13 protein-coding genes are annotated in these 13,167 nt (G+C 72.3%); 8 read left to right on the forward strand and 5 right to left on the reverse strand.

Features of this window, described 5'->3' with window-relative positions; translation table 11 throughout:
* Nucleotides 1–872: ectoine hydroxylase (gene thpD, locus ACFV5H_RS33965; RefSeq protein ID WP_385198632.1), on the forward strand; the 872-nt coding region annotated here is incomplete at its 5' end.
* Between the two features lie 181 nt (nucleotides 873–1,053).
* Here thpD and ACFV5H_RS33970 read toward each other — a convergent pair.
* The 4 genes from ACFV5H_RS33970 to ACFV5H_RS33985 form a co-directional block, all read right to left on the reverse strand.
* Nucleotides 1,054–2,106, reverse strand: a complete 1,053-nt coding sequence (locus ACFV5H_RS33970; RefSeq protein WP_385058611.1) for an aminotransferase class V-fold PLP-dependent enzyme — start codon at nucleotides 2,104–2,106, stop codon at nucleotides 1,054–1,056.
* 96 nt (nucleotides 2,107–2,202) lie between these two features.
* The gene (locus ACFV5H_RS33975; protein ID WP_385058613.1) at nucleotides 2,203–2,913 is read right to left on the reverse strand and encodes a DsbA family oxidoreductase; all 711 of its coding nucleotides are present in this window, start codon (nucleotides 2,911–2,913) and stop codon (nucleotides 2,203–2,205) included.
* An 82-nt stretch (nucleotides 2,914–2,995) separates the two neighbouring features.
* Nucleotides 2,996–3,604 carry a DUF1349 domain-containing protein gene (locus ACFV5H_RS33980; RefSeq protein ID WP_385198634.1) on the reverse strand — a complete coding sequence of 203 codons (609 nt, stop codon included), beginning with the start codon at nucleotides 3,602–3,604 and terminating at the stop codon, nucleotides 2,996–2,998.
* 53 nt (nucleotides 3,605–3,657) lie between these two features.
* The gene (locus tag ACFV5H_RS33985; RefSeq protein ID WP_385058616.1) at nucleotides 3,658–4,254 is read right to left on the reverse strand and encodes a hypothetical protein; all 597 of its coding nucleotides are present in this window, start codon (nucleotides 4,252–4,254) and stop codon (nucleotides 3,658–3,660) included.
* Between the two features lie 220 nt (nucleotides 4,255–4,474).
* Between ACFV5H_RS33985 and ACFV5H_RS33990 the strand changes: the two genes are divergently transcribed.
* Nucleotides 4,475–6,196, forward strand: coding sequence for a sensor histidine kinase (locus ACFV5H_RS33990; RefSeq protein WP_385058618.1), 1,722 nt, complete (start codon nucleotides 4,475–4,477; stop codon nucleotides 6,194–6,196).
* 90 nt (nucleotides 6,197–6,286) lie between these two features.
* On the forward strand, nucleotides 6,287–6,949 hold the full coding sequence (locus tag ACFV5H_RS33995) for a response regulator (RefSeq protein WP_385058619.1): 663 nt from the start codon (nucleotides 6,287–6,289) through the stop codon (nucleotides 6,947–6,949).
* A gap of 4 nt (nucleotides 6,950–6,953) precedes the next feature.
* Here ACFV5H_RS33995 and ACFV5H_RS34000 read toward each other — a convergent pair whose 3' ends face one another.
* Nucleotides 6,954–8,483, reverse strand: a complete 1,530-nt coding sequence (locus tag ACFV5H_RS34000) for an aldehyde dehydrogenase (NADP(+)) (RefSeq protein ID WP_385058621.1) — start codon at nucleotides 8,481–8,483, stop codon at nucleotides 6,954–6,956.
* A gap of 142 nt (nucleotides 8,484–8,625) precedes the next feature.
* Here ACFV5H_RS34000 and ACFV5H_RS34005 point away from each other — a divergent pair, with 142 nt between their 5' ends.
* The 5 genes from ACFV5H_RS34005 to ACFV5H_RS34025 all read left to right on the forward strand — a co-directional run bounded on the left by ACFV5H_RS34005 (nucleotide 8,626) and on the right by ACFV5H_RS34025 (nucleotide 13,147).
* Entirely contained in the window at nucleotides 8,626–9,399 is a 774-nt protein-coding gene (locus tag ACFV5H_RS34005) for an IclR family transcriptional regulator (RefSeq protein ID WP_030224445.1), read from the forward strand.
* Between the two features lie 3 nt (nucleotides 9,400–9,402).
* A complete protein-coding gene (locus ACFV5H_RS34010) occupies nucleotides 9,403–9,876 on the forward strand; it encodes a GNAT family N-acetyltransferase (RefSeq protein WP_385058623.1) in 474 nt (157 codons plus the stop codon).
* Between the two features lie 94 nt (nucleotides 9,877–9,970).
* Entirely contained in the window at nucleotides 9,971–11,428 is a 1,458-nt protein-coding gene (locus tag ACFV5H_RS34015) for a peptidoglycan D,D-transpeptidase FtsI family protein (RefSeq protein WP_385198635.1), read from the forward strand.
* Between the two features lie 247 nt (nucleotides 11,429–11,675).
* On the forward strand, nucleotides 11,676–12,281 hold the full coding sequence (locus ACFV5H_RS34020; RefSeq protein ID WP_385058625.1) for a SigE family RNA polymerase sigma factor: 606 nt from the start codon (nucleotides 11,676–11,678) through the stop codon (nucleotides 12,279–12,281).
* Nucleotides 12,278–13,147: a hypothetical protein gene (locus ACFV5H_RS34025; RefSeq protein ID WP_385058627.1), complete on the forward strand. Its 870-nt coding sequence runs from the start codon at nucleotides 12,278–12,280 to the stop codon at nucleotides 13,145–13,147. Before ACFV5H_RS34020 ends, ACFV5H_RS34025 begins: the two co-directional genes overlap by 4 nt.
* Nucleotides 13,148–13,167 lie beyond the last annotated feature (20 nt).

A 13,167-nucleotide genomic window follows, 5' to 3' on the forward strand; every position in this document is an offset into this window, starting at 1 on the left:
ACCTCTACCCCACCCGCGGCACCACCGAGGTGGCCACCCCCCGCCAGGACCCGGTCGTCTGGGGCTCCCCGGACACCCCCGGCCCCGCCTCCACCGGTGACCTCCAGGCCCTGGAACGCGACGGTTTCCTCACCGTCGACCAGCTCATCACACCCGACGAGGCCGACGCCTACCGGCGCGAGCTGGAACGGCTCACCACCGACCCGGCCATCCGCGCGGACGAACGCTCCATCGTGGAACCGCGGTCCAAGGAGATCCGGTCCGTCTTCGAGGTGCACAGGATCAGCGAGGTCTTCGCCAACCTGGTCCGCGACGAACGCGTGGCCGGACGGGCCCGGCAGATCCTCGGCTCGGACGTCTACGTCCACCAGTCACGGATCAACGTCAAACCCGGCTTCGGCGCCAGCGGCTTCTACTGGCACTCCGACTTCGAGACCTGGCACGCCGAGGACGGCCTGCCGAACATGCGCACCGTCTCGGTCTCGATCGCGCTCACCGAGAACCACGACACCAACGGCGGCCTCATGATCATGCCGGGATCGCACAGGACGTTCCTCGGATGCGCGGGGGCCACCCCGAAGGACAACTACAAGAAGTCCCTGCAGATGCAGGACGCGGGGACGCCGTCCGACGAGGCGCTGACGAAGATGGCGTCGGAGCACGGCATCAGGCTGTTCACCGGCAGGGCCGGCTCGGCGACCTGGTTCGACTGCAACGCCATGCACGGCTCCGGCGACAACATCACACCCTTCCCCCGCAGCAACGTCTTCATCGTCTTCAACAGCGTGGAGAACACGGCGGTCGAACCGTTCGCCGCACCGATCCGACGGCCCGAGTTCATCGGCGCCCGGGACTTCACCCCGGTGAGGTGAGCCGGATCCGGCCGGGGGTCCGGGGGTTGCCCCCGGATGTCACAGCATCGGCGCCCGGGACTTCACCCCGGTGAAGTAAGCGCTGCGACGGTGAAGTAGCCGCGTGACACAGACCGCGGGCCGGGCCTCCTCGTGTGGGACAGGGAGGCACCGGCCCGCTTCCGTGTGTCCGGCGAAGGGGTCAGCCGGACAGCGCGTCCAGCAGCCGGTCCACGTCGGCGTCCGTGTTGTACAGGTGGAAGGACGCCCGCAGATTGCCCGCGCGGTTCGACACCGCGATCCCCGCCTCGGCCAACTCCGGCTGGAGGCGGCCCAGTCCGGGGACGGACACGATCGCCGAGCCGGGCGCGGGGACGGGCTCGTGGCCCAGGCCGGCGAGCCCCGCGCGGAAGCGGTCGGCGAGGGCCAGGTCGTGGGCGCGGACGGTGTCCACGCCGATCTCCTCGAGCAGTTCGAGGGAGGCGCGCAGACCCGTGTAGGTGAACAGGGCGGGACTGGAGTCGAACCGCCGTGCGGAGCGGGCCAGTTCGGCGACCGGTCCGTAGCAGCTGTCCCAGGGGTTCTCCGCCGCGACCCAGCTCGCCTGCACCGACGGCAGATCACCGAGGTCCTCGGGCACCACCAGGAAAGCCGCCCCGTGCGGGCCGAGCAGCCACTTGTGGACGATGGCGACGGAGTAGTCGAACGCGTCGGCCTCCGCCGGCAGCCAGCCGGCCGCCTGGGAGAAGTCGACGTAGGTACGGGCCCCGTGGTCCCGGGCGGCCTCGCGCAGCGTGGCGAGGTCGGCGATCCGTCCGTCGGCGGACTGTACGGCGCTGACCGCGGCCAGCGCGGTGCCCGGCCGGACGGAGTCGGCGAGCCGCTCCAGCGGCACGGCCCGCACCTTGAGGTCGCCACGGGTGTGGAAGGGGTTGAGGACGGAGGCGAAGTCGTCCTCGGCGGTGAGGACTTCGGCACCGGGCGGCAGCGAGGCGGCGATCAGCGCGGTGTGCAGAGCGGCCGTGGCCCCGGCCGCGACCCGCTCGACGGGAACGCCGACGACCCGGGCGTACGCGGCCCGGCAGGCCTCGACGTCGGCGAAGAGCGGATCCAGCGCACGTCCCTCCGCGCGCAGCCGTACGGCGTCCTGGAGCGCGGCCACGGTACGGGCGGGCAGGAGAGCGCTGCTCGCGGTGTTCAGGTAGGTGTTCTTCGGGGCGAACTCGGCACGGACGAGGTTCTCGAAGGTCTCCATGGGACCACTGTGCGGCCCCGGGATCTCCCCGTCCATTGCCGAATTCTGCGCGATATCGCAAAGGAAGCCTTATGCGTACGCGCCGGCCTGCGCGTTCTACTGCTGCGGCACCGCGCATCCGTCCGGGCCACAGGCCTCCGCGTCACCGTCGACCAGGGTCAGCGGCGGGCGCTCGCCCCAGGCCCGGGTCAGCGCCTGGGTGAACACCTCGGCGGGCTGGGCGCCGGAGACGCCGTACTTGCGGTCCAGCACGAAGAACGGCACACCGTTCGCGCCGAGCTCCGCCGCCTCCCGCTCGTCGGCGCGCACCTCGTCGGCGTACGCCTTCGGGTCGGCGAGGACCTCGCGCACCGCGTCGGCGTCGAGACCGGCGGCACCGGCGAGCTCGACGAGGCGTTCGTCGTCGTTGAAGACGGACCGCTCCTCGGCGAAGTTCGCCCTGTACAGCAGGTCGAGCAGCTCCACCTGGCGGCCCCGCTCACGGGCGAAGTGCAGCAGGCGGTGCATGTCGAAGGTGCTGCCGTGGTCGCGGCCCCGGGTGCGGTAGGGCAGGCCCTCGGCGGCGGCCTGGGTGCCCAGGTTGTCCTCGCCGGCCTCGGCCTGCGCCTCGCTCATGCCGTACTTCCTGGTGAGCATCGAGAGCACCGGCTGGATGTCGTCCTTGGCGCGGCCCGGGTCCAGCTCGAAGGAACGGTGCACGACCTCGACCTGCTCACGGTGCGGGAAGGCGGCCAGCGCCTTCTCGAAACGGGCCTTTCCGACATAGCACCAGGGGCAGGCGATATCGGACCAGATTTCGACGCGCATCGTGATCGGCACTCCAGGTCGTGCGGGTACGGAGACTCCCTCCGGCGACTGCGTGAACATTCAACGAGCCGCCTTCATTCCCTCAGCTGCCGTCCCGCAGGTCACTCGGCCAGTGGGGCCGGTACTCGATGTGGTCGTACGTCACCACGCACCCCTCCCCCATCGGCGACTGGGCCATGAAGCCGACCAGCGCGGCTCCGGTCTCCTTCTCGTCGCCGAGGGTGAAGAGCCGGACGAAGGTCCAGCGCTCACCGTCGCGGGAGGCGTGGAAGGCGAAGGCACGCCCGGTGCGGCTCACCCGGAGCCAGACGGAACTGCCGTCGACGGTGAAGGAGTTGACGTCGTCGGAGTGCCCCCGGGTGACCACCGTGCAGACGGTGGGCACGTCCGGCGAGTACTCCAGACAGAGCTTGGCCCACGCCCGCTCACCGACATGGACGTACAGCACCCCGGCGTCGAAGGCCCCGGCGAACCCGACGGTGACCCGCGCGATCAGCTGGAAGTCCCCCTCGGGCGCGCCGAGAAGCCGGGGCGCGTCGGAGGCCGGGTCCAGCGCCTCGTCGGTGGGCGGCACGAACCGGTCCTGCCGGGGTCCGGCCCATCCGGTGAGGACGCCGTCCTCGTGGGACCAGTGCCCGTCGGGGCCGTAGGTGCGCAGGGGGAAGGGCAGTTCGGGGATGTCCAGGTCCATGGCGGGAGTCTTCCAGACCGGGCCCGGTGCCGGGGGCCCGGGGGTGGTCCCGGTCAGCGGTCCTGGAACGTGTCCAGGGCCACGGCCTGGGCGATGGCGAGGCGCGGGTCCGGACCGGGCGCGATCACGTCCACCACGTAGCGGTCGCGCAGCCCCGGCTTCTTGTCGACCTTCATCACCGGCTTGCCGTCCGTCTCGAAGTCGAAGTGGTACGGCCAGAGGAACGGCACCAGGTCCAACGGCAGAAAGTCCCAGACGCGGCGGAGCACGGCCACGAACCGGTTGCGCTCCCGTCCGACGGCCACGGGTGAGCCCGGCTGGTCCAGAACCCACGTCGAGCGCAGCAGGGAGGCGACGGCCTTCTCCTCGAACCCGCCGATGAGGTCGCCCTCCGCGTCCCACACGTCATAACCGCCGCCGGCGGCGCGGAGGCTGCGTTCCTCCACGGTGAAGAGGACCCGCGTCCTGGACGCGTCGGTGTAGAAGGTCATCTCCTCCTTGAGCGAGAACCGCTTCAGCTCGGCGAAGGCCAGGACCCCTCCGTCGGAACCGTCCGGCAGCAGCTCGTTCACGGTGTACCGGTCGGCCTTGAGGGCGGTCTCCTGCCGCACGGTGAAACGTCCGCCGGCCCACTGTCCCGTACTGTCCACTGTTCCACTCCCGAAGCCGTCGCTCCCTGTGCCGTCGCCCTTGCGCGTCCGGCGGAGCCATCGTCACCGGGCGCCCCGCCCCACAGCAGTCTCCGTAAGTCGTCATCCGCAACGACCAAAGATGACAGGCCCCTTGGCGGCCGGAAGTCCACTTTCGTCGTCCGGGGCCGCGCCGAAGGGGGGATGCGGACGCCCGGGGGCGGGCCTCTATCGTCTGCGCGTGGACGTAGCCGAAACACCCCGCGCCGGCCTGCCGCTCCGTCACCGGCTCGCCGCCGCCTCCCCCTGGCCCCGCAAGCGGATCGTCGGGGAAGCCGTACTCGCCGTGGCGCTTTCCGGCATCGCGGGCCTCCTCTATACGACGGAGACCGGGTCCGTGGTGCGGGGCGGTGCCCTGGCCCTGGTCGTCGCCGTACTGTCCCTGGCCCGCCGCGCCCTGCCGGCGACGGTGCTGATGGTCTCGTCGGCCCTGGCCGCGACGATCATCGGTACGTTCGCGCTGCTGATCTACGCCAGTTGGTCGGCGGGCAGCCGCATCGGGCGTCCGGCGCGCGCGCTGGCCGCGTACGCGGCCGGGCTCGCGCTCTACCTCGTTCTCACCTTCACGGTCGCGGCCGACGACGGGCTCTGGATGTCGCCGCTGGTGACGGTCGTGCTGGGCGGGGGCCCGTTCCTGGTGATGGCGGTCGTGCCGGGCCTCGCCTCCCGGTACCGCGCCCAGCGCCACGCCCTGCTCGACGCCCTGCGACGGCACAACGCCCAACTGGTGCGGGAGCAGGCGATGGTGGCGCGGCAGGCCCGGCTGCTGGAGCGGCAGCGCATCGCCCAGGACATGCACGACAGCCTCGGCCACCAGCTCGCCCTGATCGCCGTGCACGCCGGGGCGCTGGAGGTGGACCCGGACCTGGGTGACCGCCAACGGGAGGGGGTGGGCGTCCTCCGGGAGGCCTCCAGGTCGGCGATGCGGGAACTGCGCGAGGCCGTGGGCATCCTGCGGGACGGCGTGGAAGCGCACGTGCCGGTCCCGGAGAAAGAGACCGGGCCTTCCACGGCCCGCGTGGCGGCCTCCGTCGACAAGCTGGTCGCGTCGTCGCGGGCCGCGGGTGCGACGGTGGAGCTGCACCGGTCCGGCACCGAACGGCCCCTCGCGCCCGCCGCCGATCACGCGGTGTACCGCATCGCCCAGGAGGGCCTGACCAACGCGCACAAGCACGCGCCGGGCGCCCCGATCACCGTGGCGCTGCGCTACGAACCGGACAGCCTGGTGGTCGAGGTGGCCAACGGGCCGGTGCCGGCCGGTGCGCCGGCCGGGCCGCCCGCGATCAGCGGCGGCCAGGGGCTGACGGGTCTGCGGGAGCGGGCCCGACTGGTCGGCGGCATGGTGCACACCGGCCCCACCCCCCACGGGGGTTTCCGGCTCGCCGGTGTGCTGCCGTACGGGGAGGGCGGGCGGCAGTCCCGTCCGGACGACGCGACTTTCGTCGCCGCGGGCGGCGACTTCCGGGGGCAGATCGGCGGGGGCTCCGCGGGCGACGGTGGTGACGTCATCGAACGCACCGATCCGCAGAAGGAGTTCGCGACCATCATGAGCAGCAGGAAGAACGTCGCCCTGGGATGCGCCCTCACCGCCGTGGTCCTCGCCGTGGGCGTCGGCGCCCTCCTGGTATGGGGGGTGTCGAAGCTGGTGGACGAGGTGGAGAAGGGCGTCATTCCGGCGAGCGTGTACGAGTCGGCCCGGGTCGGCGACGCCGAGGCGGACCTCCGGAAGAAGTTCCCGGAAGGCGGCTCGCTGCTCACCGACGGCGTGGAGAAGGACGGCCCGCCGCTGCCCGAGGACGCCGTCTGCGAGCACTTCGTGGACGACGAGGAGGACATCGTCTACCGGTTCTGCTTCCGCGACGGGAAGCTGTCCTCGAAGGAGTCCTACAGGCACGAGGTGTGACACGGTCCGTGGCCGCACCCGCGACCGGATCGGGCATGATGGGCGGGCTTCACCGTCCGCTTGTCATACCGACACCGTGCAGGAGGCCGCGTGATCCGGGTCCTCGTCGCCGACGACGAGCCGCTCATCAGGGCCGGCATCAGGATGATCCTCACCTCGGCCGACGACATCGACGTCGTCGCCGAGGCACGGGACGGCAGGGAGGCGGTGGAGACCGCCCGGAGCACCGCGGTCGACGTGGCCCTGCTGGACATCCAGATGCCCGTGATGGACGGGCTGACCGCGCTGGCCGAGCTGGGCCGCGCCGCGCCGGGGGTGCGCGTGCTGATCCTGACCACGTTCGGGGAGCGCGACAACGTCCTGCGGGCGCTCGGCCACGGCGGCGCGGGCTTTCTGCTGAAGGACTCCGCGCCACAGGAGCTGATCCAGGCGGTCCGCGCGGCGGCGGCCGGCAACGCCTACCTGTCCCCGGCCGCCACCCGGCACGTGGTGGACACCCTCGCCTCCCCCGCCGCCACCCTGCGCGGCGAGGAGGCACGCCGCCGTCTGGCCGGGCTGACGGCACGCGAACGCGAGGTACTGGCCCTGCTCGGCGAGGGCCTGTCCAACGCGGACGCCGGCGCCCGCCTGCACATGAGCGAGGCCACCGTGAAGACCTACGTCAGCCGCATCCTGACCAAGCTCGACTGCGACAACAGGGTCCAGGCGGCGCTCCTGGCCCGCGACGCGGGCCTGGAGCCGAGCGCGGGGTGAACCCTCAGCGCTCCAGTCGGCCGTTGAAGCGACGGGGCAGCCCCAGCGGGTTGCCGTCCTTGAGTTCCGCGGGCAGCAGAGCCTCAGGCGTCCCCTGATACACAACCGGCCGCAGCCACCGCTCGATGGCCGTGCCGCCCACCGACGTGGACGTGGAGGTCGTCGCCGGGTACGGCCCCCCGTGATGCTGGGCCGGGGCGACCGCGACGCCCGTCGGCCAGCCGTTGACCAGGACCCGCCCGGCCAGCGGCGTCAGCTCCTGCACCAGCTCCGCCCCGCGGCCCTCACCCGCCGCCTCCTCTGCGGACAGCTGCACGGTCGCCGTGAGGTTGCCCGGCAGCCGCGACAGCACACCCCGCACCTCGGCCTCGTCCTCGTAGCGGGCCACGACGGTGACCGGCCCGAAGCACTCCTCGAGGAGCAGATCGTGCTCCCCCTCCTCGGCCAGCCGGCTCGCCGGAACCGTGAGGAACCCCGCGCTGACCGTGTGCTCGCCGCCCGCGCCCGGCGTCACCGGGGACTCCACGTCGGGGAGCTGGGCGCGCTCGGCGACCCCGGCGACGAAGTTGTCGCGCATGCGGTGGTCGAGCAGGACGCCGGCGTCGGTGTCGCTGACGGCGTCCGTCAGGGACTTGACCAGCGCGTCACCGGCCGCGCCGGCCGGTGCGAGGACGAGGCCCGGCTTCACGCAGAACTGGCCGACGCCCAGCGTCATCGAACCGGCGAGCCCGGCGCCGATCGCCTCGCCGCGCTCGGCGGCGGCGGCCTCGGTGACCACGACCGGGTTCAGGGAGCCCAGCTCACCGTGGAAGGGGATCGGGACGGGCCGGGCGGCGGCCGCGTCGAAGAGGGCGCGGCCCCCGCGGACGGAGCCGGTGAAGCCGGCCGCCGAGACCAGCGGGTGCTTGATCAGCTCGATGCCGGCCTCGAAGCCGTGCACCAGGCCGAGCACGCCCTCGGGGAGGTCGTGGCGGGCGGCGGCCCGGCGCAGCACCTTGGCGACCAGCTCGGACAGTCCGGGGTGGTCGGGGTGGGCCTTGACGACGACCGGGCAGCCGGCCGCGAGCGCGCTCGCGGTGTCGCCGCCGGCCACGGAGAAGGCGAAGGGGAAGTTGGACGCCGAGTAGACGGCGACGACGCCCAGCGGGATCTTGTAGCGGCGCAGGTCCGGGACGGGCGGGGTCGCGGTGTCGTCGGGGTGGTCGACGACGACGTCGAGGAAGGCGCCCTCCTCGACGATGCCTGCGAAGGCCCGCAGCTGGTAGCAGGTGCGGGCGAGTTCGCCGGTGAGCCGGACCGGGCCGAGGGCGGTCTCCGCGTCGGCGACCTCGACGAGCTGGTCCCTGGCCGCTTCCAGCTCGTCGGCGGCCGTGCGCAGGAAGGCCGCGCGGACGGTGCGGTCCGTCAGCGCGCCGCGCGCGTCGTGCGCGGCGCGGACGGCGGCGTCGACCTCCTGGGCTGTGGCCTCCACCGCAACCTGTTCACGCTGCTTCCCGGTTCGGGGGTCGACACTCCAGACTGGTGCTGCTGCCACCGCGGGTCCCTCCACTTGATTGCCGCATGCAATGCCGCAGTATGTACGTCACCCCACAGAGTTGTTCGATATGCTGAACACTGTCTCTGTGGGTGAATGTGCTTCGGAGACTATTTCCAGGCGAACGAAGGGGTCAAGGGCGATGTCGGCTGGCGAGACGGGCGGCGGGGCGCAGGTCAAGTCCGCGGTGCGGACCGTTGAACTGCTCGAATACTTCGCCGGGCGCCCCGGCATGCACTCCCTGGCGGCGGTCCAGGAGGCCGTCGGCTACCCCAAGTCGAGCCTCTACATGCTGCTGCGCACCCTCGTGGACCTCGGCTGGGTGGAGACGGACGCGACGGGCACGCGGTACGGCATCGGCGTGCGGGCGCTGCTGGTGGGCACGTCGTACATCGACGGCGACGAGGTCGTCGCGGCGGCCCGCCCCACCCTGGACCGGCTCTCCGACGACACCACGGAGACCATCCACCTGGCCCGGCTCGACGGCACCAACGTGGTGTATCTCGCCACCCGCCAGTCGCAGCACTACCTGCGCCCGTTCACCCGGGTCGGCCGCCGGCTGCCCGCGCACTCGACGTCGCTGGGCAAGGCGCTGCTGAGCACGTACCCGGACGAGCAGGTGCGCAAGATGCTCCCGGAGACGCTGCCCGCGCTGACCGAGCACACCATCACGGACCGGGAGAAGCTCATCGAGGAGCTGCACCTGGTGCGGGAGCAGGGCTTCGCCGTGGACCGCGAGGAGAACACGCTGGGGCTGCGCTGCTTCGGTGTGGCGATCCCGTACCGCACCCCCGCGCGGGACGCGATCAGCTGCTCGGTGCCGGTGGCGCGGCTCACGCCCGCGCACGAGCAGATGGTCAAGGACGCCCTGTTCGACGCCCGCGACCGGCTGACCCTGGCCACCCGGAGGCTCTGACCCGTGGACATCGCCCTGCGGCCGGTGCACGACAGCGACCTGCCGGTCTTCTACCGACAGCTGAACGACCCGGAGGCGCTGCGCATGGCGGCCTTCACCCCCGAGGACCCGGCCGACCGGGCCGGCTTCGACGCGCACTGGGCGCACATCCGCAGCTCGCCGGAGATCGTGACGCGCACGGTCCTGGGCGACGGCGACGTGGTGGGTCACGCGGCGGTGTACGGGGAGCCGGGCGAGCGCGAGGTGACGTACTGGGTCGACCGCGCCCACTGGGGCCGGGGCATCGCCACGGCCGCGCTGCGCGGGCTGCTGGCGGAGGTGGGCGAACGCCCGCTGTACGCGCGCGTGGCCGCCGACAACGCGGGGTCGCGGCGGGTGCTGGAGCGGTGCGGCTTCGAGGTCTCCGCGCGGGCCACGGCGTACGCGCCCGCGCGGGGTGCGGAGATCGACGAACTCGTGCTCACGCTGGACCGCTGACCGCTGACCGCTGGCCGCCCGCTCGATGAACATCCGATGAGAAACGGGGCGGAAGGGAACGATCCGCCCCCTCCCGTCCGTCTGTCCGAACGGAATGAACAAGACGATCAGGCGTGCCTCCGTCCTCACCCTGCTCCTGGTGTTCGCCCTGCTGGTCAGGGCGACCTGGGTGCAGTTCTACGAGGGCCGGGCACTCGCGGACGACAGTGACAACCGGCGCAACGCGATCGAGACGTACGCGGAGCCGCTCGGGAACATCATCGTGGCCGGTGAGTCGATCACCGGCTCGGCGCGGACGAAGGGAGGCGACCTCGCGTACAAGCGCACGTACGAGAACGGCCCGCTGTACGCGGCGGTGACGGGCTACGCCTCGCAGGCGTACGCGCCGACGCAGCTCGAGGGCATCTACCAGGATCTGCTCAACGGCACGGATCCCCGGCTGAAGACGGTGATGGACACCGTCACCGACCGGCGCGCCGAGCCGGGCAACGTGGTGACGACCATCGACCCGGCGGTGCAGAAGGCGGCGTACGAGGCGCTCGGCGACAAGAAGGGCGCGGCGGTCGCGATCGACCCGAGGACGGGCCGGATCCTCGCGGCGGTGTCGACCCCGTCGTACGACCCGACGTCGCTGACCGACGCCAACACCGCGGGCGAGGCGTGGAAGGAGCTCACCGCGGATCCGGACAAGCCGCTCACCAACCGGGCGCTGCGCCGGCCGCTGCCGCCGGGCTCGACGTTCAAGCTGGTCGTCGCGGCGGCCGCGCTGGAGGACGGGCTGTACGGATCGGTGGACGAGGAGACCGACAGCCCCGACCCGTACACGCTGCCGGGCACGGTCACGGAGCTCACCAACGAGAACCCGGACGCGCCCTGTGAGAACGCCTCGATCCGGGTCGCGCTGCAGTACTCCTGCAACAACGTCTTCGCGAAGACGGCCGTCGCCCTGGGCCAGGACAAGGTGCGGGCGATGGCCGAGAAGTTCGGCTTCAACGACGAGACGCAGGACGTACCGGTGCGCGCCTACACCAGCGTGTACCCCTCCGACATGGTGCCGTCGCAGACCGCGCTCACCGGGATCGGCCAGTTCGACGTGACCGCGACGCCGCTGCAGATGGCGATGGTGTCGGCGGCGATGGCCAACGGCGGGGAACTGGTGTCGCCCCACATGGTCAGCCGCGTCACCGACAGCGGCGGCGACGTGCTGAAGGACTACGAGGAGGAGACCGGCACGGAGCGGATCGTCAGCGCCTCGACCGCCGAGCAGCTCCGGTCGGCGATGGAGACGGTCGTCGAGGAGGGCACGGGGACGAACGCGCAGCTGTCCGGCGCCACCGTGGGCGGCAAGACGGGCACCGCGCAGCACGGCGAGAACAACAGCAAGACCCCGTACGCCTGGTTCACCTCGTACGCCAAGTCGGACTCCTCGGACCAGGAGGTCGCCGTGGCGGTCGTGGTGGAGCAGTCCGACGCGGCCCGCTCGGAGGTCAGCGGCAACGGCCTGGCGGCCCCGGTCGCCAAGGCGGCGATGGAAGCGGCGCTCCGGGACTGAGCTCTCACCGGCCGACAGGTCGTCCGTACGACGGGCCGTCCCCCTTCCCTCGGGGGGCGGCCCGTGGTACGGATTCGGATACCGACCGGCCAGACATCGTTCGACCCTCCGTACGAGCCCGTGAATGATCACTGCTACGCTCCGGAACTCACGCCGGTCACTCCGGATTTTCACGTGTCATCTACATGACATACACCGTCATCGGTGCCCGTCGGGCGCCCGACGCCGCTGTGAGGGGAGGGCGCCCGTGGGCACCGTCGTCGACGACGCCGCCTCCGTGGAGTTCCACGCGTTCTTCGAACGCCACTACGCCGAACTGTCCCGGCTGGCCCATCTGCTGACGGGTGAGGCGGACACCGCCGACGATCTGGCGGCGGACGCGCTGCTGGCGCTGTGGCACCGCTGGGACCGGGTGCGCGCCGCCGACCATCCGGCGGCGTACGCCCGGGGTGTGGTGGCCAATCTGGCCCGGACCCGGATCCGCAGCGCGGTGCGCGAGCGGCGGCGGATCGCGCTGTTCTGGTCGCCGCGCGAGGAACGGATCGAGAACCCCGACGTGCCGGGGGTGGTGGACGTGCAGGAGGCGCTGCGCCGGCTGCCGTTCCGCAAGCGGGCGTGCGTGGTGCTGCGACACGCCTTCGACCTGTCGGAGAAGGACACCGCGCTGGCGCTGGGCATCTCGGTGGGTACGGTGAAGAGCCAGACCTCGAAGGGGATGACCGAACTGCAGCGGCTGCTGGGCACGCGGGAGGTACCGCGCCGGGTGCACGCGGCGGTGGCGGCCACCGCGGGCGGGAAGACGGCCGGGAGCGTGCGCAAACGCCCCGGCGGGGCCACGGGAAGGAACCGATGACGATGCGGCGGGACGTGCACGAGGAGCTGCGCGCCCGGCTGCACGAGGCGGCCGGGGCGCACGAGCCCGACCGGGAGCGGATGCTGGCCCGGGTGGAGCGCGGCATGGCCGGACCGGCCCGCCCGGAGCACCGGGCCACGCGTCCGCCGCTGTTCGGCTGGGTCCGGGTGGCGGGCGCGACGGCCGCGGTGGCCGGGGTGCTGGCGGTGGGCGGTTACGCGGTCGCGTCCTCGGTGGGGGGCGAGGAGGCGCCGCCGCAGCGGCAGGTGGCCGTCTCGCCGACGCCCACGCGGTCCCCGGAGGCGACGAGCCGGCCGCCCGAGCCGTCGGTGAACCCCGACCCGGACACCTCTGAGCAGCCCCGGAACACGGCCACCCCGCCCGCGGGGAAGCCGAGTTCGTCCGGCGGCCCCGAGAAGCCGCCGGCCGGGGTCGAGGACGGGCCGCTGTGGTCGGACGGCTCGGTGGACCCGCACAGCAACGAGTTCTGGGCGCAGAGCAACATCACCCTGAAGACCACCGAGCGCCTGACCGCGCTCACCGTGGAACTGCGGATCGCGCAGACCGGCGGGGTGACCTCCACCGGTGCCTGGCGCTCGCTGCCCGAGGACGACTTCGAGCTCTCGGTGGACGAGCGGGACGGCTTCCTCGTCTACGTCTGGACGCTCAAGGGCGGCCGTACGATCGAGCCCGGCGAGTGGGTCTTCGCGGGGCAGTACGACCACGAGCGCGGCGGCCGGGACGCCGGGGAGGACACCTACACGGCGCGGGCCGGCACCGGCTCCGAAGAGCGCGCGGTGGGCGGCGACTTCGCGGCCCAGGACGACAAGGACGACGAGGACGCGGCGGACGACGAGGAGTCGTGAAAAAAAGATCGTCCGGGCGG

It is taken from the genome of Streptomyces sp. NPDC059787 (genome assembly GCF_042732315.1).
Taxonomy (GTDB): Bacteria; Actinomycetota; Actinomycetes; order Streptomycetales; family Streptomycetaceae; genus Streptomyces; species Streptomyces atrovirens.